General features: G+C 71.8%; 18 protein-coding genes. 5 read left to right on the forward strand and 13 right to left on the reverse strand.

Features of this window, described 5'->3' with window-relative positions; all coding sequences use genetic code 11:
- Positions 1 to 55: 55 nt before the first annotated feature.
- Positions 56 to 1,276 (reverse strand): MFS transporter, encoded by a 1,221-nt coding sequence (locus tag M3Q35_RS21670; RefSeq protein WP_273943767.1) that lies wholly within the window; start codon positions 1,274 to 1,276, stop codon positions 56 to 58.
- Positions 1,277 to 1,429: 153 nt separating this feature from the next.
- Between M3Q35_RS21670 and M3Q35_RS21675 the strand changes: the two genes are divergently transcribed.
- Positions 1,430 to 1,837 (forward strand): nitroreductase family deazaflavin-dependent oxidoreductase, encoded by a 408-nt coding sequence (locus tag M3Q35_RS21675; protein WP_273943768.1) that lies wholly within the window; start codon positions 1,430 to 1,432, stop codon positions 1,835 to 1,837.
- Positions 1,838 to 1,846: 9 nt separating this feature from the next.
- Here M3Q35_RS21675 and M3Q35_RS21680 read toward each other — a convergent pair whose 3' ends face one another.
- Positions 1,847 to 2,515 carry a GAF and ANTAR domain-containing protein gene (locus M3Q35_RS21680; protein WP_273943769.1) on the reverse strand — a complete coding sequence of 223 codons (669 nt, stop codon included), beginning with the start codon at positions 2,513 to 2,515 and terminating at the stop codon, positions 1,847 to 1,849.
- A gap of 271 nt (positions 2,516 to 2,786) precedes the next feature.
- Here M3Q35_RS21680 and M3Q35_RS21685 point away from each other — a divergent pair, with 271 nt between their 5' ends.
- Complete coding sequence (locus M3Q35_RS21685) at positions 2,787 to 3,644, forward strand: phosphotransferase (protein ID WP_273943770.1); 858 nt, start codon at positions 2,787 to 2,789, stop codon at positions 3,642 to 3,644.
- Positions 3,645 to 3,736: 92 nt separating this feature from the next.
- Here the strand turns inward: M3Q35_RS21685 and M3Q35_RS21690 are convergent, their stop codons facing one another.
- The 4 genes from M3Q35_RS21690 to steA form a co-directional block, all read right to left on the reverse strand.
- The gene (locus M3Q35_RS21690; RefSeq protein WP_273943771.1) at positions 3,737 to 4,396 is read right to left on the reverse strand and encodes an NUDIX domain-containing protein; all 660 of its coding nucleotides are present in this window, start codon (positions 4,394 to 4,396) and stop codon (positions 3,737 to 3,739) included.
- On the reverse strand, positions 4,393 to 6,066 hold the full coding sequence (locus tag M3Q35_RS21695) for a CTP synthase (protein WP_273943772.1): 1,674 nt from the start codon (positions 6,064 to 6,066) through the stop codon (positions 4,393 to 4,395). Before M3Q35_RS21695 ends, M3Q35_RS21690 begins: the two co-directional genes overlap by 4 nt.
- A 113-nt stretch (positions 6,067 to 6,179) precedes the next feature.
- Positions 6,180 to 7,121: a copper transporter gene (locus M3Q35_RS21700; protein ID WP_273943773.1), complete on the reverse strand. Its 942-nt coding sequence runs from the start codon at positions 7,119 to 7,121 to the stop codon at positions 6,180 to 6,182.
- Positions 7,118 to 8,302: a putative cytokinetic ring protein SteA gene (gene steA, locus M3Q35_RS21705; protein ID WP_273943775.1), complete on the reverse strand. Its 1,185-nt coding sequence runs from the start codon at positions 8,300 to 8,302 to the stop codon at positions 7,118 to 7,120. The genes M3Q35_RS21700 and steA overlap by 4 nt, the downstream gene beginning before the upstream one ends.
- A 263-nt stretch (positions 8,303 to 8,565) precedes the next feature.
- On the opposite strand from steA, the gene M3Q35_RS21710 reads away from it, so the two are divergent.
- Both M3Q35_RS21710 and M3Q35_RS21715 read left to right on the forward strand, forming a co-directional pair.
- A complete protein-coding gene (locus tag M3Q35_RS21710) occupies positions 8,566 to 11,268 on the forward strand; it encodes a helix-turn-helix transcriptional regulator (protein ID WP_273943776.1) in 2,703 nt (900 codons plus the stop codon).
- 61 nt (positions 11,269 to 11,329) lie between these two features.
- Positions 11,330 to 12,070, forward strand: coding sequence for a MerR family transcriptional regulator (locus M3Q35_RS21715; RefSeq protein ID WP_273943777.1), 741 nt, complete (start codon positions 11,330 to 11,332; stop codon positions 12,068 to 12,070).
- On the opposite strand, the gene M3Q35_RS21720 is transcribed toward M3Q35_RS21715, so the two are convergent.
- Genes M3Q35_RS21720 through M3Q35_RS21730 form a run of 3 tightly spaced genes read right to left on the reverse strand, consistent with a single transcriptional unit; the run spans position 12,049 to position 15,540 of the window.
- Positions 12,049 to 13,509, reverse strand: a complete 1,461-nt coding sequence (locus M3Q35_RS21720) for a class I adenylate-forming enzyme family protein (protein ID WP_273943779.1) — start codon at positions 13,507 to 13,509, stop codon at positions 12,049 to 12,051. The genes M3Q35_RS21715 and M3Q35_RS21720 overlap by 22 nt on opposite strands.
- 16 nt (positions 13,510 to 13,525) lie before the next feature.
- On the reverse strand, positions 13,526 to 14,884 hold the full coding sequence (locus tag M3Q35_RS21725; protein WP_273943780.1) for a DHA2 family efflux MFS transporter permease subunit: 1,359 nt from the start codon (positions 14,882 to 14,884) through the stop codon (positions 13,526 to 13,528).
- Positions 14,881 to 15,540: a VC0807 family protein gene (locus tag M3Q35_RS21730; protein ID WP_273943781.1), complete on the reverse strand. Its 660-nt coding sequence runs from the start codon at positions 15,538 to 15,540 to the stop codon at positions 14,881 to 14,883. The genes M3Q35_RS21725 and M3Q35_RS21730 overlap by 4 nt, the downstream gene beginning before the upstream one ends.
- Before the next feature lie 130 nt (positions 15,541 to 15,670).
- Here M3Q35_RS21730 and M3Q35_RS21735 point away from each other — a divergent pair, with 130 nt between their 5' ends.
- Positions 15,671 to 16,276: a TetR/AcrR family transcriptional regulator gene (locus M3Q35_RS21735; protein ID WP_273943782.1), complete on the forward strand. Its 606-nt coding sequence runs from the start codon at positions 15,671 to 15,673 to the stop codon at positions 16,274 to 16,276.
- 134 nt (positions 16,277 to 16,410) lie between these two features.
- On the opposite strand, the gene recN is transcribed toward M3Q35_RS21735, so the two are convergent.
- From recN to M3Q35_RS21755, 4 genes are all read right to left on the reverse strand, one after another.
- Positions 16,411 to 18,201, reverse strand: a complete 1,791-nt coding sequence (gene recN, locus M3Q35_RS21740; protein ID WP_273943783.1) for a DNA repair protein RecN — start codon at positions 18,199 to 18,201, stop codon at positions 16,411 to 16,413.
- An 83-nt stretch (positions 18,202 to 18,284) separates the two neighbouring features.
- The gene (locus M3Q35_RS21745) at positions 18,285 to 19,196 is read right to left on the reverse strand and encodes an NAD kinase (RefSeq protein ID WP_273943784.1); all 912 of its coding nucleotides are present in this window, start codon (positions 19,194 to 19,196) and stop codon (positions 18,285 to 18,287) included.
- Entirely contained in the window at positions 19,193 to 19,999 is an 807-nt protein-coding gene (locus M3Q35_RS21750) for a TlyA family RNA methyltransferase (protein WP_273943785.1), read from the reverse strand. The genes M3Q35_RS21745 and M3Q35_RS21750 overlap by 4 nt, the downstream gene beginning before the upstream one ends.
- A gap of 2 nt (positions 20,000 to 20,001) precedes the next feature.
- Positions 20,002 to 20,172, reverse strand: coding sequence for a hypothetical protein (locus tag M3Q35_RS21755; protein ID WP_273943787.1), 171 nt, complete (start codon positions 20,170 to 20,172; stop codon positions 20,002 to 20,004).
- Positions 20,173 to 20,187 lie beyond the last annotated feature (15 nt).

A 20,187-nucleotide genomic window follows, 5' to 3' on the forward strand; every position in this document is an offset into this window, starting at 1 on the left:
GGCCGTCCCTCCGAGTGGCGCCGCGTCGGCCGTCCCAGCGAATGGCGCTGACGGCTTAACCGGGGGCGGGCGTCGGCCGTGTCGAGGGCACGGCCGACGCGCCACCGGCCCCTCGCCAGAGCAGGCTGACGCCGACGGCCGCCGCCACTCCGACCACGCCGGCCAGCGCAACCGTGCCGTGCGCGGACAGCGCCTCGGCGACGACACCGGCCAGCCCCACCCCGATGCCCTGGGACACCTTCAACGCCGTCACGGCCAGCCCGAACGCCTGCCCACGGCGGTCGTCGGGCACGCTCCGCATGAACGTCGTGCTCGCCGTGACCTGGTAGCCGCTGGCGACGCCGCTGAACACGAACAGCAGCACCACGATCGGCGCCGGCGGGTCAATCAGGCACACGACCAGCGGCAGGCACGAGCCGATCGCCAGCAGCGGCAGCGCCCGTAGCTGCGTCGGCCCCGACAGCCGGGTCAGCACGAGCATGCCGGCGACCGCGCCTGCGGCGAAGCCGGCGAACAGCAGGCCGACCAGCGTCGGGCCGCCGCCCAGCTCGGCCGCGTACGGGGCGGCCAGCGCCTCCCCCGCGATGTAGATCCCGGAGATGCAGGCGAACGCGATCAGCGCGCGGAGCCGGGGCGTCCTCGCCACCAGCCGTGCGCCCGCGACCAGGTCACTCCCCCAGCCGCGCTTGACGATCTCGGTGGTCTTGGCCGACGCCTCGCGGGGGCGGATTCCGAGCAGCACGAGCGCCATGGATGCGCCAAACGTCGCGGCATCCGCCACCAGAACGCCGCTCGTGCCAATCGCCACCACGAGTGCCCCGCCGCCCGCGAAGCCCGCGACCTGGGCCGCCTGCCCCGCCGAGGACAGCCCGGCCTGCCCCGCCGGATAGTCGTCGTCGCCGAGGATCTGCGGCAGTAGCGCCCCGCGAGCCGCGTTGGCCGGCGCCCCGGCCAGCTGCACGACCACCAGCAGCACCGCGATCACCGGGAACGACGTGCCCGGTATCGCCATGACCGCCACCAGCACCGCCCGCAGCCCGTCCGCCGTGATCATCACGGTCGGCCGCGGGCACCGGTCCGCGATCCCCGCCAGCAGCGGCCCGCCGACCAGGTCGGGCAGGAAGGTCAGCGCGTAGGTCAGCGCCGTCAGGGCCGGCGACCGGGTCCGCTCGAAGATCAGCACCGACAGCGCCACCCGCGCGAACTGGTCACCGGCCATGGAGACCGTGTACGCGGACAACAGCGCGCGGTACTCGCGGCTGGCGAACACGGCCATGCACCCACCCCCAGGTGACCCACCGCAGCAAGGATGTGACGCAAGGTACACCGAACGGGCCATACGCCGACCCCGCCGATGGGGTGCATCCACGATCGCGGGAAATCCCGCCGGCCGGGGATGGATCTGGCCACCACGGTCGTTCCACCGCACATGAGCGACTTCAACACGCAGGTCATCGAGGAGTTCCGGGCCAACAACGGCAAGGTCGGCGGCAACTTCGCCGGCGCCAACATGGTGCTCATGACCACGGTCGGCGCCAAGAGCGGCGCCGAGCGGACCAACCCGGTCGTCTACTTCAACGATGGCGACCGCATCTACGTGATCGCGTCGGCCGGCGGCTCGACGAAGCACCCGGCCTGGTACCACAACCTGGCGGCGCACCCGGAGCTGACGGTGGAGGTCGGCGCGGAGACCTACCGCGCCAAGGCCAACCCGGTCACCGACGACGGCGAGCGGGACCGGCTCTACGCCGACGCCGTGGCGCAGATGCCGGGCTTCGGCGAGTACGAGAAGACGGCCAACCGCCGCATCCCGGTAGTGCACCTCGACCGAATCTAGGGACCGGGTCTAAGCGTCGTCGCGGTCGAAGCGCAGCCGCCCTTCGATCACGTCCTCGGCGACGTCGGCGAGGCCCCGCCCGGTGAGAAAGGCGTGGCCTCGCAAGCGAAGGAACGCCTCGCTCAGGCCGCTGCTGAGCTGCACGGAGATCACGCCGGTGGCCTGGTGCACCACGTCCCAGCGGTTGCCGAAGCCACCGGCGAACAGGTCCTCCTCCTGCCGGCTCGGCTCGTCGTCGACGTGCTCCAGCAGCAGCGCCATGGCCGCGTCGGAGTACAGCAGCGCGTCGCGGTACTCGACGGTCGTCAGGTCGCCGGGCACGGAGCGGTAGATCTCGAGCACGCCCACCGCGATCGAGCCCATCTGCAGCGGGAAAGCGAACACTGCTCGCACGCCGGCGCCGACGGCCGCCTGCGCGAACACCGGCCAGCGCGACGGCGCGGTCAGATCCGTGGTCACCATGGGGCGTTCCTCGGCCAGCGTGTCGACCGCCGGCCCCTCGCCCAGCGTCACCTGGAGTTCGGCGATCTGCTCGGCCGCCAGATCCGTGGCGTACACCGGCTCGCCCTGCCCGAGATCCGACACCACGTACTGGACGACACCGACCGCGCGCATCCGTTCGGCGCAGGCCCGGCACACATGACGAACGGCGACCGGCACCCCCTCGTCCTGCGCCATCTTGTTGATGGACGCAGTGACCTCACGCGCCCGGCCGTCCTCCACACGCCACCGTCCCCGGCCTTCGGGCCCCCCGCGTGCAGCGGTACCACGTGGTGCGCCAGGCTGGGAGGGCATTTCGTCCTCGGTCGACGCCACCGTAACAGCGGCCACTACAAAGCCCGTGTGAGCGTAGGTATCGTCGAAGCGCGTCGAGTCCCCGCGCGCTGGGTAACCCTGTTCGGCGGAAGGGGACACGATGCTCACCGGCGAGCCAACTGGCATCAGAGCGGTGCTGGCTCGTGCGTGCGCGGACGTCGGTCTCGACGACACCGGCGCGCGGGTTCTGCGCTGTGTCAACAACGCCGTGTACCGGCTGGATCGCCATCCGATCATCGTGCGGATAGCGCTCACGCCCGGCCTTCGCCGCCGCGCCTTCGCCGCCGTGGAGGCCGCTCGGCTGCTGGACCGGCACCGTGTTCCCGTCGTGCAGCCCGCGCGGGGCGTGCCACAGATCGTGCACGTCGAGGGACACGTCGTGACTTTTTGGCTGCGCGCCGCCGATACCGGTCGCACGCCGACCATTGTCGAGCTGGCCCGGCTGTTGCGGCGGCTGCACCGCGTGCCGTCAGCCGGGGCCGCACTGCCGCAGTGGGATCCCGTCACCGATCTGCGGATCCGGATCCACGACGCACGCCTGCGGGGTTGGCCCGACGCCGACCTGGACCTGTTGGCCCGTCGATGCGACGCCATCGAGGAGGCGTTGTCGACCGTTCGCTATCAGCTGCCCGAGAGCGTCATCCACGGCGACGCCCAGGTTGACAATCTGATCGCCACTCCCGGCGGCGCCATCTGGTGCGACCTCGACACCGCGTGCGTCGGACCCCGTGAGTGGGATCTCGTGCCCGTCGCCGTGCGGCAGCTGCGTTTCCGGCACCGCACCGATCAGCACCGCCAGTTGGCCGACGCCTACGGTTTCGACGTCATCCGCTGGCCCGGATTCCCCGTGCTGCGCGAACTTCGCGAGCTGAAGCTGGCCGCCGTCGGCATGCCCATCGCGCGCGATGTCCAGTCCCGCACCGAGTTGCGCCGCCGCCTGCACTCCATCCGCACCGGCGACACCACCACCCAGTGGACCCCCTACCGCTGAGCCCCCGCGAGTCCCGCCCACAGTCACACCGAACTGCTGAATCCGTTTCACACATTCGTTGTGACGCTAGGCGGGACTCGCGGGGGTGGGGATCAGCGGGCGGCGAAGCGGGTGGGGCGGTCGGTCCACGGGGTCTCGGCCGGGCGGGCTTCCGCCGCGCCGGACAGGACGGCGTGGGCGGCGAGGATGCCGCCGACCGACGCGCCGTTGACGATCTCGCCGGCCAGGGCCATCCGGACGGCCTCCGACAGCGGGAACTTCCGGGCCACGAGGTCGGTTTCCTCGTCGCCGTCGGGAATCTCGCGGCCGACCGACGAAAGCTCACGAGCCAGGAAGACCCGCACGACCTCGTCGGTGAAGCCGGGAGAAGCGGCGACATCCACCAGCGTCACCCACGACGCGGCGGCGAGACCGGTCTCCTCGGCCAGCTCACGCTGGGCGGCGAGCACGGGCTCCTCGCCGACGACGTCGAGCAGACCCGCCGGCAGCTCCCAGATCCGACGCCCCAGCGGATGCCGGTACTGATGGATCAAGGTCACCTGACCGTCGTCGTCCAGAGCAAGGACGGCGACGGCGCCGAGGTGCTCGACGACCTCACGGGTCGCCACCCCACCACCGGGCATCACCACGGAATCGGCCCGCAGGGCGATGACCCGACCCTGATAGATGTCCTTGGTAGCAGCGACATCGAAGACATGCGTCTGTTCCGGCGAGCTGGCAGTGCTGGATGGTTCGCTCGCAAGCTCGCTCACGCGTTCACCTCGGCCAGCTCGACGGGCAGCCGCTCGGCGGCGACGTAGTCCAGGGCCGCCCGGATGAACGCGGCGAACAGCGGATGCGGCCGGGTCGGCCGGGACTTGAGCTCGGGATGGGCCTGGGTGCCGACGAAGAACGGGTGCACCTTGGCCGGCAGCTCGACGAACTCGACCAGCCGCCCGTCCGGCGACGTGCCGGAGAACACCAGACCGGCCTTGCTCAACCGGTCCCGGTAGGCGTTGTTGACCTCGTAACGGTGCCGGTGCCGCTCGGACACCTCGGTCGTCCCGTACGCCTTGGCCGCCTGCGAACCGGCCAGCAGCTTGGCCGGGTACGCCCCCAGCCGCATGGTGCCGCCCATGTCCCGCTCGCCGGCGACGACGTCGGTCTGGTCGGCCATGGTGGAGATCACCGGGTTCTTGGTCGGCTCGCCGAACTCGTCGGAGTTGGCGTCGGCGATGCCGGCCAGCCCCCGCGCGGCGTCGATGACCATGCACTGCAAGCCCAGGCACAGGCCCAGCGTGGGAATGCCGCGGGTACGGGCGTACCGGATGGCGCCGATCTTGCCCTCGATGCCGCGCACGCCGAAGCCGCCGGGCACCAGCACACCGTCCACACCGGACAGTGCGTGGGCCGCGCCGGCCTCGGTCTGGCACTCGTCGGACGGGACCCAGCGGATCTCGACCTTGGCCCGGTGGGCGAAACCGCCTGCGCGCAACGCCTCGGTCACCGACAGGTAGGCGTCGGGCAGGTCGACGTACTTGCCGACCAACGCGATCCGCGCGGTGTCACCGGGGTTGTGCACCCGGTCGAGCAGGTCGCCCCACACGGTCCACGACACGTCGCGGAACGGCAGGCCGAGCCGCCGCACCACGTACGCGTCGAGGCCCTCGGCGTGCAGCACCTTGGGAATGTCGTAGATCGACGGCGCGTCCGGCGCGGCCACCACGGCGTCGGTGTCCACGTCGCACATCAGCGCGATCTTGCGCTTGAGGCCGTCCGGGATCTCCCGGTCGGCCCGGCACACGATGGCGTCGGGCTGGATGCCGATGTTGCGCAGCGCGGCCACCGAGTGCTGGGTGGGCTTGGTCTTGAGCTCCCCGGACGGCGCCAGGTACGGCACCAGCGACACGTGCAGGAAGAAGCAGTTGTCCCGGCCGACGTCGTGCCGGACCTGACGGGCGGCCTCGAGGAACGGCAGCGACTCGATGTCGCCGACGGTGCCGCCGACCTCGGTGATCACCACGTCCGGCGCCGCGCCGGACTCGTCCGGCTCGGCCATCGCCCGGATCCGCGACTTGATCTCGTCGGTGATGTGCGGGATGACCTGCACGGTGTCGCCCAGGTACTCGCCGCGGCGCTCCTTGGCGATCACCGCCGAGTACACCTGGCCGGTGGTGACGTTGGCCGACCCGGACAGGTCACGGTCCAGGAAGCGCTCGTAGTGGCCGATGTCCAGGTCGGTCTCGGCGCCGTCCTCGGTGACGAAGACCTCGCCGTGCTGGAACGGGTTCATCGTGCCCGGGTCGACGTTGAGGTACGGGTCCAGCTTCTGCATGGTGACCCGCAGGCCCCGCGCGGTGAGCAGCTGGCCGAGGCTGGAGGCGGTGAGCCCCTTGCCCAGCGAGGAGGCCACACCTCCCGTCACGAAGACGTGTTTGGTCATACGTGCCTGTGACAAGAGTGGCTCCCGTGGTGACTGGTCCGTACGTAGGCGATCGGCTGGGCCGACCGGCCTGTCCACGGGATTTCACAGTAGCAGCTCACCCGGTCCGCGACTCATCCAGTCTGCTGAGCGGGTGCCGGTGCCTGCGCGTTGCCGGCCGTCCCGTAGTTGCCGGACTTGCCGGCGGCCGCGTCGCGCAGCGCCAGCACCGTGACGACCTGACCGGCGGCGTTGTCGACGTCGTCCACGGTCGACAGCACCGACGTGCTCGCGCCGTCGGCCCGCACAACCGCCAGCGGCCCGAAGTTGTCGGCCGAGCCGGTACGGCCGGCCAGCACGGTGCCGCCGCCGGAGCGCTGAACCTGCGTCGCGAAGCGGGCGATCACCGCCGCCCGGTCGGCGGCCGAGTTGCCGGCGACGGAACCGCCGGTCAGTACGAGCGCCAGCTGGGCGGCGTGCAGGCCCTGGCCTTGCCGGACGTAGCCGCCGCTGGCCAGGCCGGTCAGCGCGGCGGCGGTCTCGTCCGGCGAGGCCTGCGGCTTGCCGGAGGACTTGTCGAGCAGCAGCAGGGGGCCGATCAGGCCGCCGGCCAGGGTGCCCGGATCGGACGCCGTCGGCAGCTGCACGCCGGCCGGCAGCAGCCGGGTGACCAGCGACCGCAGCTGGTCGGACTTGGTCGGGTCGGTGAACGCGTCGGTGAGCTGGAGCTCGCCGGTCACGGTCGCGCCGGCCGCACGGAGCAGGGCGGCGACGCCGTCCCGGTCGGTGGTCTTGGCGTCGGCGGTGGTGATCAGCACGACCGACTTGCCGTCCAGCGCGCCCTTCACCGCCAGCGGACCGGTGGCCAGCGCGTACCGGTCGGCGTCGGTGAGCCGGCCGGACAGGTCGGTCTGCCGGGACTGCAGGTCGGACACCTGTTTGCCGAGGTTGGCCCGGTCGTCGGCCAGCCCGCCGAGCACCCGGTTGCTCAGCGAGGTGGAGCCGAGCACCACGCCGACGGCGAGCGCGAGGAACACCGCGGCGATGGAGATGACGTGATTGCGCAACGAGATCACTGGAAGAGGCCCCCAAGCCAGCTGACGAAGTTCTGCCACGCGCCGGCCAGCAGCGCCGGGTAGACGCTGCCGACGTCGGACACCAGCAGCGCGACCGCGACCACCGCGGCCACGGCGAGCACCAGCAGCAGCACGGTGCCCGCGGACACCCGCGACCGGTGCAGCTCGGCGACCGCGTGCGAGTCGACCAGCTTGCTGCCCAGCTTCAGACGGGTGAGGAAGGTGGACGGGATGGACCCGCCGGTGCCGCGGTCGAGGAACTCCCGCAGCGTGGCCTGGAAGCCGACGGTGACGACCAGGCTGGCGCCGTGCGCCTCGGCCAGCAGCAGCGCCAGGTCCTCGGCGTTGCAGGAGGCCGGAAAGGTCACCGCGCCGATGCCGAGGTCCTGGATCCGCTCCAGGCCCTGCGCGTGCCCGTCGGGCTGCGCCGGCAGCACCACCTCGGACGCCGCGCGCAGCGCCTCGGTGCTGATGCCGTCCGGATCGCCGACGATCACGTCCGGGTTCAGTCCGACGTCCAGCAGCGTGTCCGCGCCGGCGTCCACGCCGAGCAGCACCGGCCGGAACTCCTTGATGTAGCGGCGCAGCCGGCGCAGGTCCTCGACGTGGCCGTAGCCCGGGGCGACCACGAGCACCTGCCGGCCGCGCATCGGCACGTACAGCTCGGGCACGCCGTGGCCGTCCAGCACCAGGCCGCGCTCGCGGCGCAGGAACTCGATCGTGTTGGCGGAGAACGCCTCCAGCTGCGCCGACATGCCGGCCTTGGCCTCGATCAGCTGGTCGGCGACGGATTCCGGGGTCTGTTCGACGCCGCGGGCCAGTTCCCGCTCGTTGTGGAAGACGACGCCGTCGTGCAGACGCAGCTTGGTGCCGTCCTTGATCGCGGTCAGCACGCCGGAGCCGACGTCGTCGATCAGCGGGATGCCGGCGTGCAGCAGCGCTTCGGGGCCGAGGTTGGGGAACCGCCCGGAGATCGAGGGCGACGAGTTGACCACGCCGACCACCTCGGCGGCGATCAGCGCCTCCGCGGTGCGGCGGTCGAGGTCGAGCGCGTCGAGCACGGCGATGTCGCCGGGCCCGATCCTGCGCAGCAGGTCGTCGGTGCGTCGGTCCACCCTGGCGACACCGGTGACGCCTGGCAGCACTTCCTGTGTCCGCGACAGCAGTCCGGTGAGCTTCATGTCCTCGATGGTCACTCAGCCCAACGGGTTGACCCGTTCGCCACGCCGCACTGGTGCCGGCAGGTCAACCGGTACGGGTGAGTTTTCACCGGGACCGCACGCAAGTTGCACTGACGGCAACGGACACCGCCTGACACAACCGACACCGGGAGAACACTCACATTCGGCCAGACCACCGGTCAGCCACAGTGGACTAATTGGCCGTTTCATGATCACTCTTTCCAGCGGTACCAGAGTGGACGGTCGGCGATAGCGTGTTTCCCGTGGTCATCGGGACGCCGTTCGTGGGCCGTCGGCACGAACTGGATCTGTTGCGGGGCAAGCTGTTCGCCCCCGGCCTCGGTACCGCGCGCTTCGTCGGGGTCACCGGAGAGCCCGGCATGGGCAAGACCCGGCTGCTGGCCGAGTTCGCCGACCTCGCCGCCGACGCCGGGGTGCTGGTGGTGGCCGGCCGGGCCGGCGAGTTCGAGCGCCACGTTCCTTTTGGCGTACTTTCGGGCGACACTTTGTCCACCGTGGACATCCACGGCGCGATCGATGTCGAGCGCTACCAACTGCACCGTGCAATCCGCACCCGGCTGGTCGAACTGGCCGCCCCGGCCGGGCTGGTGCTGCTGCTCGACGACGTGCACTGGGCCGACGACGCGTCCCTTGAGCTGCTCGACCACCTGGTCCGGCACCCGCCGCGGGCCCGCGTGGTGATCGTCGCGGCGTACCGGCCGCGGCAGGCGCCGCCGCGCCTGTCGGCCGCACTTTCCGACGGTGTCGAGGAGATCCGGCTGAGCGCGCTCACCTTCGCCGAGGCACAGGAGCTCGTCGGCGACGATCTCGACCGGGCCCGCTACGAGGCCGCCGGCGGCAACCCCCTGTATCTGGAAGCGCTTACCCGTCACCCGGACGCGGAAGGCAACGGTGCGCTGGCCGCCGAACTGGCCACGCTCGGCCACATCGACCTTCAGGTGGCACGGGCCGTCGCGGTCGTCGGCGAGGTCGCCGAGCCGACGCTGGTCGCCGCGGCGGCCGATCTCCCGCTGCCGGAAACGCTTGCGGCGCTTGATCGCCTGACCGAGCGCGACCTGCTTCGTCCACTGGGGACCTCGGGCGGCGTGCGCTACCGGCACCCGCTGCTGCGAAGCGTGGTATACCAAGGAATCGGCAGCGGCTGGCGGTTCGCCGCGCACGGCCGCACCGCCGCCGCGCTGGCCGCGAGCAAGGCCCCTGCCACGATTCAGGCCCACCACGTCGAGCAATCCGCCGTGCACGGCGACCAAGCCGCCATCGACGTCCTTGTAGAAGCTGCTGTCGCGTATATGAACACTGCTCCGTCCACGGCGGCGCACTGGCTGCGGACCGCGCTGCGGCTGCTGCCGGCCGACCCTGGGCAGGAGCCGACGCGCCTGATACTGCTGGGAATGCTGGCCAAGGCCCTCGGCGTGACCGGCGAGTTCGAGAGCAGCCGCGAGGCGCTGCACGAGGTGCTGACGCTCATGCCGGCCGAGCCGGCCGTTCCGCGGGCCCAGGTCGTCGGCTTCTGCGCGCAGATCGAGCGGCTGCTCGGCCGACACGCCGAGGCGCATGCGTTGGTACTCGGTGAGCTGAATGGACTGTCCGATCCGGACAGCGCCGCCGCCGCGGTGCTCAAGCTGGAGCTGGCCGCCGGCACGCTCGTCGGCGGCAACTTCGCCGACGCCAGGGACTGGGCCCGCGAGGCGCTGGCCACCGCGCGCCGCGTCTGCGACGCCCCGCTGCTGGCCGCGACCATCGGGGCCAGCGTGCAGCACTCGTACATCAAGGGCATGGTCGACGACGAGGTGCTCGGCCTGCTGGACGAGTCGACCACGATGGTGGACTCGTTGCTGGACAACGATCTCGCCCGGCACCCGGAGGCCGTGGTCCTGCTCGGCTGGAACGAGCTCCTGTACGAGCGGCTCGACGGCGCCCTGCGCCACCTCGCCCGCGGCCTGCACCTCGCGCGGACCACCGGCCAGAACCATCTCGTCACGTATCTGCGGATCGGGCAGGGCACCTCGTACGGGCTGCTCGGCCAGCTGCACGAAGCCGCCGCGTGTTTCGAGGACGCCGCCGAGGCCGCCGTGCTCACCCGCAGCGACGAGCTCCGCACCATGGCGCTCGCGCAGCAGTCGTGGATCGTCACCTGGCTGGGTGATCCCGCGGAGGGTGTCCGGCTCGGCGCCGAGGCCGTGCGGCTGGCCGGGCCGGTGCGCGACTGGTTCTCCGGGGTGGCGCACGGCATGCTCGCCCAGGCCAAGATGTACGCCGGCGATCCGGCCGGTGCCGTCGAGCTGCTGCGACGGGCCGGCGGCGACGCCGAGCTGTCCGGCTTCGAGCCCGTCACCCGGGTGAGTTACCTGGAGTTGTTGGCCGCCGCCGAAGCCGAATGCCAGCGTCCCGACGCGGCCTTGGCCTGTGCCGACCTCGCCCAGAAGGTCGCGGAGTCCGTCGGCCGGCAGCTCCCGCTGGCTTTCGCCGCGCTGGCCCGGGCCCACGCACTACGGACCGGGTCACCGTTGGAGGCGGCCGAGCACGCCCTCGCCGCCGCCGAGAGGTTCACCCGCATGGGTGACCGCGTCGACGCCGGGCGGGCCCGGCTCGTCGCCGCCGGCGCGCTGTGCGCGGCCGGCCGGGCCAAGGCCGCCCAGGTCGAGGGCGAACTGGCCAACTCACTGTTCCGTGCCTGCGGCGCGGCGCTGTTCGAACGCATCGCGGGCCGGTTGCAGCCCGCCGTGCAGGTCCTGCTGACGCCGCGCGAGCTCACCGTGCTCGCGCTGGCCGCCGAGTCGCTCACCGCCGAGGCCATCGCCCGGCGGCTGGGCATCGCGACCGGGACCGTGCAGAAGCACCTGGAGAACTCGTACCGGAAGCTCGGCACCGGCGACCGGCTCACCAGCGTGTTGCGAGCCCAGGCGCTCGGCTTGGTGCCGCGCGCTGAGGCCCAAACCCATTGACTCTGACGTTACGTCAACTTCTACCGTGGTTTTCACACCGAACGAGATCAGGAGGGCAGCGGTGGAGTGGTCGATCCAGGACATCGCCCGCTCGGCCGGCACCACCAGCCGGACCCTGCGCCACTACGGCGAGATCGGGTTGCTACAGCCCAGTCGCGTCGGCAGCAACGGCTACCGCTACTACGACCAGGACGCCCTTGTCCGGTTGCAGCGGATCCTGCTCCTGCGGGAGCTGGGGTTGGGGCTGCCCGCCATCGCCGAGGTGCTCGAGGGGCAGCGGGACACCGCGGCCGCCCTGCGCACCCATCTCGACCTGCTCGAGCAGGAGCGGCAGCGGATCACCCGCCAGATCGCTTCGGTGCGGACCACGTTGGAGAAGACGGAAGGGGGCCAGCAGCTGATGGCCGAGGAGGTATTCGACGGGTTCGACCACACCCAGTACAAGGAGGAGGTGGTCGAGCGCTGGGGGAAGGACGCCTACGACAAGGGCGACCAGTGGTGGACGTCGCTGAGCGAGGAGGACAAGCGGGCCCATCAGCAGCGGCAGCTCGACATCGCCGCCGACTTCGGCCGGGCCCACCAGGCCGGTCTCGGCGCCGACAGCGAGGCCGTGCAGGCCATCACCAAGCGCCTGCACGAGTGGATCGGCGCGGCCGCGACCGTGACCAAGCCGTACTTCATCGGCCTTGGTGAGATGTACGTGGCCGACCCCCGGTTCACGCAGAACTACGACCGACACGGGGCCGGCACCGCCGAGCTCGTGCGCGACGCCATGAAGGTCTACGCCGACCGCAACCTGTAGTCGGCCAGCGCCTTCTTGTCGACCTTGCCGGCGGCGGTGAGCGGCAGCTCCGGCAGCACCGTCACGGTCGCCAGTTGCGGGCCCCGGGCCACCTTCGTGTGGACCAGGGCCCGCAACTCGTCCGCCGTGACGTCACCGCGCAGCACCACAAAGGCGTGGATCGATTCGCCCGTGCCCGGATCCGGCAGCCCGACCACGGCCGCATCGGCCACGGTGGGGTGGGTCGCCAGGCAGTCCTCGATCGGCGCGGCGTAGTGGTTCACGCCGTCGACGATGACCATGTCCTTCACCCGTCCCACGAGCTGGAGACAGCCGTCGGCGGTCATGCGCCCGAGATCGCCGGTGCGGACGAAGCCGTCCCGCACGACCTCGGCGGTGAGGTCGGGGCGACGCCAGTAGCCCGTCATCGCCGCGGCGCTGCGCACCCACACCTCGCCGACCTCGCCGCCGCGCACCTCGACCGTGACACCGGGCAGGGGCCGCCCCACCGTGGCCAGCAGCTCCGGTCGTGACGTGACGGCCAGCGCGTGGTCTTCCGGCCCGAGCGCGGCGATGGCCGGCGCCTCGGTGCTCGCGTACGTCTGGAGCATGCCCGGCCCGAACTCGGCTATCGCCTGCCGCAGCCGTTCCGGCAGGATCGGCGCGCTGCCGTAGATCAGGAACTTCAGGCTCTCCAGGTGCTCGCCGGTGGCTTCGAGGTGGTCGAGCAGGCGGTAGATCCACGACGGGTACAGGTACGTCATGGCCAACGGCGCCCGGCGCACCGCTTCGGCGAACCCGGCCGGGTCGAAGCCGTCCAGCAGCTCCACGGTGCCGCCGGCCCGCAACACGTTGAGCGCGATGTCGCCGGACCCCGCGGCGAACGGCGAAGCCAGCACCATCCGCATCCCCGGCGGCAACGCCCCGCCCGCCTCCCAGGCCCGTGTCGCGTCACCGAGACCGCGATAGGTCGTCGGCACTCCCTTGGGCCGCCCGGTCGTGCCGCTGGTGTACAGCACACGGCACACGTCGTCCTCCCGCGCCGCCGACAGCATCGCTTCGGCGACCTCGTTGCGGGACAGGGCCATCAGCTCGTCGAGTTGGAAGACCACTCGGATGTCCGCGGCCACGGCGACCTCGCTCACCAGTGCCGCGGCGTCCACATCGGCCAGGATGTCCTTGGCGGTCAACGGGTTCTCGACGACTTCGGGCAGCAGCGGCGTCACCCGCAGCCCGAGCAGGCCCGCCGCGAGACGGACGGTCACGGCCTCCGGGCGGTTGCCGGACACCACGACAAGGCCGTCGCCGCGCGCCAGCCCGGCTCGGCGCAGGCAGCGGGCGACGCGGTACGCGTCGTCGCGCAGATCCTCGTAGCTGACGTGCTTCCCGTTGTGCAGCAGGGCAATGTTTCCCGCGTGCGCGGTCAGCCGCGCGAAGGTGCTTTCGACGTACCAGGACATGATGGAAGTTCCTCTCTCAGTTGGCCGCGACGGCGTGCGGCCGGTGGGTGCGCATCGCCGCGGCGGCCAGCGCGCCGAGCAGCAGGACTGCCACCGGCAGCAGCAGGCTCACGCGCACGGCGTCAGCCATCGAGCCGCCCGAGGCTTGCAGCAGCATTCCGACGGCGGCGGTGCCCAGCACCCCGCCGGCCTGCCGGACCGTGCTGAAGACGCCGGACGCGGTCGGAATCAGACGGGGATCGAGCGTGCTCATGGTCACCGTGCTCATCGGGGCGAAGACGCAGCCGATCCCGATGCCGGACAACAACAACGCCGGCTGCATCGCCCACGGGTCCGCGCCCGGGCGGAGCTGCCAGGCGGTGAGGGCCAGCCCGGCCGCGAACGCCAGCAGGCCGCCGACCACGAATCGCTGACCGGACATCCGCCCGGTGAGCCGGCCGACCAGCGGTCCCAGTGCCCCGGCGAGCAATGCCGACGGGGCGTTGAGCAGACCCGCCTCGGTGGGGCTGAGCCCCAGCGTCACCTGGAAATAGAGCACCAGCGGCAGCACCATGCCGGCCATGGCGAAGGCGAGCGCGCCGCCCATGAAGGTGCCGGCCGAGAAGTTGCGGTCGGCGAACACGCCGAGCGGAACGAGCGGCTGCCGGCGGTTGTGCCGCTGCCACACCACGAACGCCACCAGCAGGGCGACGCCGGCACCGAGAACCAGCCCCGGCGCGAGCCCGAACACCCGACCGCCCTGGAGCCCGCAGACGAGACCGGCCAGGCCGGCCGACGAGAGCACGATGCCCGGGATGTCGAAGCCCGTGGTCCGCCCCGGCCGCCAGTCCGGCACGAACAGCACGTTCAGCCCGACCGCCAGCACCCCGACCGGGACGTTGACGAAGAAGATCCACCGCCACCCGGCCCCGTCGACCAGCAGGCCCCCGATCACCGGGCCGGCCACCGTCGCGAGGGCGGCGACCCCGGTCCAGACGCCCCTCGCCGGGCCGCGCCGGGCCGGCGGGAACAGGTGGCTGATGAAGGCGAAGGTCTGCGGGGTCATCAGTGCCGCGGCCAGTCCCTGGACCGCACGGGCCGCGATCAGCAGGGCCGCCGAGCCGGCCAGGCCGCAGCCCGCCGACGCGGCGACGAACAGGACCAGCCCGGTCAGGTACACCCGCTTCGGCCCGAACCGGTCGCCGAGTCGGCTGCTGAGCAGCATCGGGGCGGTGTAGGCGAGCAGGTACGCGGTCAGCGTCCACACCAGCGGGTCAAGGCCCGACCCGAGCGATGTGCCGATCGCCGGCAGCGCGACCGCCACGATCGTGCTGTCGAGCAACAACATGAAGAAGCCGAGGCAGAGCGCGCAGAGGGCGGCCCAGGGACGGCTCACGGCGCCGGCACCCCTTCGACGCGGCGCCGCGCTTCGCCGGCTTTCCTTCCGTACCAGGCAGTCCAGCTCATCAGCGCGGCCAGCACGACAGCGGTCAGCACCGGTGACAGCGCGGCCGCGTAGGCCACCGGGAACCCGCCGTAGACGACCGCGATCCGCGTGACCGCCTCGACCAGCAGGCCGACGCCCCAGACCACGGTCATCGTGCGCATGCCGCGCCGAAACAGCGGCGACACCCAGGCGGCGTTCCACTCCGCGACCTTGGCCGGGTCGCCGTCCTCGGTCGCGAACGGCCGGATCAGGGCGAACATCAGCGGCCGCCGTGCGGCCAGGCTCACCAGCATGGCCAGCCCGAACACCGCGGTGTAGAGCGAGTCCTTGGCCACCCCGAACCGCGCGTCGCCGCTGATCCCGGTCAGCACCGCGCCCACCACCAGGCCGGCGACGACGCAGACCGCCGCCGCGTTGACCTTGCGGGTGGCCAGCAACTGGCCGATCGTCCACAGCGCGCCGACGCCGACCGAGACCAGCAGCGACGCCGCCGTGCTGGCGCCGGCCACCCCGGACATCAGGAAGAAGGCCAGCGGCGACACGCCGATGTCCAGGGTCAGCCGCACCGGCCATGGCAGGCCGCGGCGGTTCCTCGTGGGGCTCATGTCCGCTCCTCGCTCCCGGAAACTGAGACTCAAGTATCTACAGATATCTCAATCTCACAAGAGTGTCCCGTCTCACTCAAACTGAGACTCGGGTGTCAGATGACTCGGTCCGCGGGGTAGGCTGCCGGCCATGCCGAGCACCGCCGATTCCGACCCGCAGCCCCGGCCGGGCCTCCGGGAACGCAAGAAGCTCATGGCCAAGCAAGCCCTGCGCACCGCCGCACTGGAGCTGTTCGCCGGCCAGGGCTTCGAGGCCACCACGGTCGACGACATCGCCGATCGCGCCGAGGTGTCGCGGGCCAGCTTCTTCCGGTACTTCAGCGCGAAGGAGGACGTGCTCACCGTCGACGACGAGGAGCGCCGCCGGGCGTTCATGGCCGTGCTGGCGCGGCAGCGGGTCAAGTCGCCGGCCCGGGCGCTGCGCGAGGCCGTGCTGGCCCACGCCGCCGGGATGGACGAGGCCGACCGCGAGCGGACCATGGCCTACACCAGGATCATGCTCAGTTCCCGGGTCGTGCTGGGCCAGGCCTACGAGAACCGCATCAAGTGGCTGCGCGACATCGAGCAGTTCGTCCGGGAGCGCCTGGCCGGCGAGGACGACGCCGACCTGGTCGCCCCGCTGCTGGCCGACGCCGCGCTGGGTGTGCTGGAGACCGCCACCCGTCTCACCGCCGAGAACCCCTCGCGTTCCTTCGAGGAGGTCGTGGACCGCGGCTTCCGCATGATCCGGCTCTAGGTCCCGCGATAGAGGTCCCGCAGCAGGGCGGCCTCGGCCCCGTGATGAATCAGCTCGTCAAGGACGTGCAGCACGAAGGCCCGCCGGGTGTCCTTGGCGAAGAACCCGCCGCACGGCCCGATCGGTCCCCACGGCTACGACTTGGCGGCCTTCTTCCGGGTCTTCCGCACGGGCTCGTCGGCCTTCTTGTCGCTGCGGGCGGCGTCGAGCAGCTCCTCGGCGTGGGCCCGGCCGGTGTAGGTGAAGTCGAGGCCGGCGAGCATGCGGGCGAGCTCGACGACCCGCTCGGACTCGTCGAGGACCTTCACACCGCTGCTGGTGAGACCGCCCTCGGCGACCTTGTTGACGACCATGTGCCGGTCGGCGTAGGCGGCGACCTGAGGCAGGTGGGTGACGACGATGACCTGGTGGCTCCGGGCAAGGCGGGCCAGACGGCGGCCTACCTCCACGGCAGCACGCCCGCCGACGCCGGCGTCGACCTCGTCGAAGACGAGGGTCGGCACGGGATCGGCGTGGGAGAGCACGACTTCCAGGGCCAGCATGACGCGGGAGAGCTCGCCGCCGGAAGCGCCCTTGTTCACGGGCAGCGCGGGCGAGCCGGGATGCGGCATCAGGCGCAGCTCGACATCGTCGACGCCCTCACGGCCGGCGTGCAGGCGCTGCCCGTCGACCAGGAGCGCCACGGGATCGTCGGCCTCGGCGACCCGCGCCAGCACGGCAACCTCGACGGTGGCCTGGGCCATCGCCAACCCGGCCAGCTCCTCGGTGACAGCCTTGCCCAGGTCCTCGGCGGCGGCCACGCGCTCGGCGCTGACCTCCACGGCCGCCTCGGCCAGCTGGCCGGCGAGCTCGTCGCGACGGCGGGCCAGCTCGGCCAGCGCCTCCTCGGACGTGTCCAGCCCGGCCAGCCGCTCCTGCGACACCCGCGCCCACTCCAGCACGCCATCGATGTCGGCGGCGTACTTCCGGGTCAGCTGCTTGAGTTCCTGCTGCCGCGCCAACACCTGCTCCAGCCGGGCCGGGTCGGCGTCCAGCGACTCGAGATAGCCGACCAGCTCGGTCGCCACGTCGGTCAGCAGCACGGACGCCTCGGCCAGCCGGGGCTCCAGGTCACGCAGCTTCGGGTCCTCGGTCGACGAGAACCGCCGCCGCGCCTCGGCGATCATGCCCAGCGCGCCGACAGCCTCAACTTCGGCGTCGGCGGCGCCGCTCAAGGAGTACTGGGCGCCGGAGGCGACCTCGCGGAGCTGGTCCACGTCGGCGAGGCGACGGGCCTCGGCGTGCAGCTCCTCGTCCTCGCCCGGCTTCGGGTCGACGGCCTCGATCTCGGCCAACCCGTGCTTGAGCAGGTCGGCCTCGCGGGCCATCTCACGCGACTTCTCGGTGCGCTCGATCAGCTCGGTGCAGACCTGGACCCATTCCTCACGCAGCGCGCGATAGCGGCCCAGCGGCTCGGCGACGGCCTCGCCGGCGAACCGGTCCAGCACGGCGCGCTGCTCGGCCGGCCGCGTCAGCCGCAGCTGGTCGTTCTGCCCGTGCACGGCGATCAGCTGCTCGGACAGCTCCGCCAGCACCCCGACCGGCACCGACCGGCCGCCGAGGTGCGCGCGGGACCGGCCATCGGTGCTCACGGTCCGCACCGCGATCAGGCTGCCGTCCTCATCCGGGTCGGCGCCCGCATTGGCCGCGACCTCCGCGGCCGGGCTGCCCGGTGGCGTGTGGAAGCGCCCCTCGACCACGGCGCGCTCCACCCCGGTACGCACACGCGAGGCCTCGGCCCGCCCCCCGCTCAGCAGGTGCAGGCCCGTGACCACCATCGTCTTGCCGGCGCCGGTCTCGCCCGTGACCACCGTCAAACCCCGGTGGAGTTCGATGCTGGCCTCATCGATCACGCCCAGACCCTGGATACGCATCTCGATCAGCACAGGTCGAACACTAGTGCCAACCCCTGACGTTCCACGACCGGGGCGGGCCAAACCGGTCAGCGCCGCCAGCCCGAACGGGCTGGTCAGTCGAGAACGGGACCGCGCCATCCCTGCACCGGCAGGGCGAACTTGTTCACGAGGCGGTCCGAGAAAAGATCTTGCTTGAGCCGCACCAGCTTGACCGGCGTGCTGGAGTGGGCCACCTCGACACGGGTGCCGGCGGGCAGCTCGACCAGCCGGCGGCCGTCGCAGCACAGCACCGCCGGATGCCCGTGCGGGTCGATCTCGAAGGCCACCACCGAGTTCGGCGACACCACGAACGGCCGGGCGAACAGGGCGTGCGCGTTGCTCGGCACGACCAGCAGCGCGTCCAGATCCGGCCACACCACCGGGCCGCCGGCCGAGAACGCGTACGCCGTCGAGCCGCTCGGTGTGGCGCACAACACACCGTCGCAGCCGTAGGCCGACACCGGCCGGGCGTCGACCTCGACGACCACGTCCAGCACCCGCTCCCGGCTGCTCTTCTCCACGCTGGCCTCGTTGAGCGCCCAGGTGTGGGCGATGACCTCGCCCTGCACGGTGGCGGCCACGTCCAGCGTCATCCGCTCCTCGACGTGGTAGCTGCGGTCGATGACCCGCTGCACGGCCTCGTCCAGGTCGTCCATGTCGGCCTCGACCAGGAAGCCGACCCGGCCCAGGTTCACGCCGAGCACCGGCGTGCCGTACGGGCGGGCCAGCTCGGCCGCCCGCAGCAGCGTGCCGTCGCCGCCGAGCGCGAACACCAGCTCGGTGCCGACGGCGGCGGTGCTGGCCGGGGCCACTTCGGCGTAGCAGGAGCGGTCCAGGTCGGCGGCCTCGTCCTCGACCACCCGCAGCCGGATGCCGGCCTCGGCGAACCGGCCGGCGACCTTCTCGGCCAGCCGCAGGTTGGTCTGCCGGCCGGTCTTCACGACCAGCAGGATCTCGCGGTCGCCGTTCACGTTGAGCTGCGTCATTTCGGCCCCTCACGTACCGCGGTGGCGACCAGCTCCTCGGCCTGCTCGGCCGGCAGCGGCTCACCGCGCCGCAACCACACGAAGTACTCGACGTTGCCGGACGGGCCGGGCAGCGGGCTGGCGACCACACCGTGCAGGCGCAGGCCCAGCTCGGCGGCCTCGCCGACCACGCCGAGCACGGCCTGCGCGCGCAGCCGGCCGCCGCGCACCACGCCGCCGGGTCCGACGTTGTCCTTGCCCACCTGGAACTGCGGTTTGACCATCGGCACGATGTCGCCGTCCTCCGCTGTGCAGGACAGCAGGGCGGGCAGCACCAGGCCGAGCGAGATGAAGGAAAGATCGGCGACCACGAGATCGACGACGCCACCGGTCAACTCCGGGTTCAACGCCCGGACGTTCGTTTTGTCCAGAACCACCACGCGGTCGTCGGTCTGGAGCCGCCACAGCAGCAGGCCGCGGCCCACATCGGCGGCGACGACCTCACGCGCGCCGCGGCGCAGCAGCACGTCGGTGAAGCCGCCGGTGGACGCGCCCGCGTCCAGGCAGCGGCGGCCGTCGACCGGGATGTCGAACGCGTCGAGCGCGCCGACCAGTTTGTACGCGCCGCGGGACGCCCAGTTCGGGTCGTCGTCGTCCTCGCGCACGATGACCGGCGTGTCGGCCTCGATGGCGGTGGCCGGCTTCGTCGCCACGGTGCCGCGGATGGTGACGCGGCCGTTGGCGACCAGTTCCGATGCGTGCGCGCGCGACCTGGCCAGTCCCCGACGGACCAGTTCCGCGTCCAGCCGCGCCCTGCGGGTCACGGTCAGAACCCGTCGATGGCCGACAGCGCGTCGGTCAGCGTGGCGTGGACGGCCTCGAACCGCGCCGGGTGCTCGGCGACGTCGAGCGTGTCGAGCTCCGCCAGCCTTGCCACCGCGTAGTCGATGGTCGCGGTAGGTGAAGGCGGTGGACCCGGGATTGGCGGCTGGGTCATCTCTCGCTCCTGGAT

Source organism: Kutzneria chonburiensis (assembly GCF_028622115.1).
Taxonomy (GTDB): Bacteria; Actinomycetota; Actinomycetes; order Mycobacteriales; family Pseudonocardiaceae; genus Kutzneria; species Kutzneria chonburiensis.

What these genes read in the sequence shown, in the direction of transcription:
- M3Q35_RS21730 (WP_273943781.1), bottom strand. Translation starts at nt 15,540, where the DNA reads ATGAGCCCCACGAGGAACCGCCGCGGCCTGCCATGGCCGGTGCGGCTG.
- M3Q35_RS21720 (WP_273943779.1), bottom strand. Translation starts at nt 13,509, where the DNA reads ATGTCCTGGTACGTCGAAAGCACCTTCGCGCGGCTGACCGCGCACGCG.
- M3Q35_RS21670 (WP_273943767.1), bottom strand. Translation starts at nt 1,276, where the DNA reads ATGGCCGTGTTCGCCAGCCGCGAGTACCGCGCGCTGTTGTCCGCGTAC.
- M3Q35_RS21680 (WP_273943769.1), bottom strand. Translation starts at nt 2,515, where the DNA reads ATGGCGCAGGACGAGGGGGTGCCGGTCGCCGTTCGTCATGTGTGCCGG.
- M3Q35_RS21735 (WP_273943782.1), top strand. Translation starts at nt 15,671, where the DNA reads ATGCCGAGCACCGCCGATTCCGACCCGCAGCCCCGGCCGGGCCTCCGG.
- M3Q35_RS21745 (WP_273943784.1), bottom strand. Translation starts at nt 19,196, where the DNA reads ATGACGCAGCTCAACGTGAACGGCGACCGCGAGATCCTGCTGGTCGTG.
- steA (WP_273943775.1), bottom strand. Translation starts at nt 8,302, where the DNA reads ATGAAGCTCACCGGACTGCTGTCGCGGACACAGGAAGTGCTGCCAGGC.
- M3Q35_RS21695 (WP_273943772.1), bottom strand. Translation starts at nt 6,066, where the DNA reads ATGACCAAACACGTCTTCGTGACGGGAGGTGTGGCCTCCTCGCTGGGC.
- M3Q35_RS21755 (WP_273943787.1), bottom strand. Translation starts at nt 20,172, where the DNA reads ATGACCCAGCCGCCAATCCCGGGTCCACCGCCTTCACCTACCGCGACC.
- M3Q35_RS21675 (WP_273943768.1), top strand. Translation starts at nt 1,430, where the DNA reads ATGAGCGACTTCAACACGCAGGTCATCGAGGAGTTCCGGGCCAACAAC.